The following is a 606-nucleotide window of genomic DNA, read 5'->3' on the forward strand; positions in this document are numbered from 1 at the left end:
GCAGAAGGACGCTTGAAAAGCGCTTGGTGGCAAATTGAATACTGTCGCCCTTTCCGTTGAGAGCTTCGGCGTGAGCCACAAAGGCTGTGTCCGTGAGCTCAATGAAGACAGCTATCTGGTCGAGCCACAAACTGGCGTCTGGGTGGTAGCCGACGGAATGGGTGGACATGACGCCGGAGAGGTCGCTTCCGCCAGTATCGTCGATCATCTGTCAACAATCGGCATTGCGAGCTCAGCTCCCGATCTTCGCGCCCGCTTCGAGGACAGGCTGGGCCGGGCCAATGCCGAGATCCGAGGCATATCTGAATCCCGCGGCATAACCATCGGTTCCACCGTTGCCGCCCTGCTGGCGATGGACGGGCGGTTTGCCTGCCTGTGGGCCGGTGACAGCCGCGTCTATCTTGTCCGCAACGCCTCGATCTCGCAGATCTCGAGAGACCACACCGAAGTTCAGGAGCTCATCGACCGCGGTATCATCAGCGCAGCCGAAGCACGCACGTGGCCGCGCCGCAATGTCATCACGCAAGCGATCGGCGTCAGCGACGAGATTATCATCGATTTCCAGCAGGGAGAAATCATGCCGGGGGATATTTTTGTGTTGAGCAC

1 protein-coding gene is annotated in these 606 nt (G+C 59.2%); it reads left to right on the forward strand.

What is annotated here, in order from left to right:
* Nucleotides 1–34: 34 nt before the first annotated feature.
* Nucleotides 35–606 (forward strand): protein phosphatase 2C domain-containing protein (locus EOA22_RS36465; protein ID WP_164756328.1); only part of this gene is annotated, 572 nt, incomplete at its 3' end.

This window comes from Mesorhizobium sp. M7A.F.Ca.US.014.04.1.1, assembly GCF_003998745.1.
GTDB lineage: Bacteria > Pseudomonadota > Alphaproteobacteria > Rhizobiales > Rhizobiaceae > Mesorhizobium > Mesorhizobium ciceri.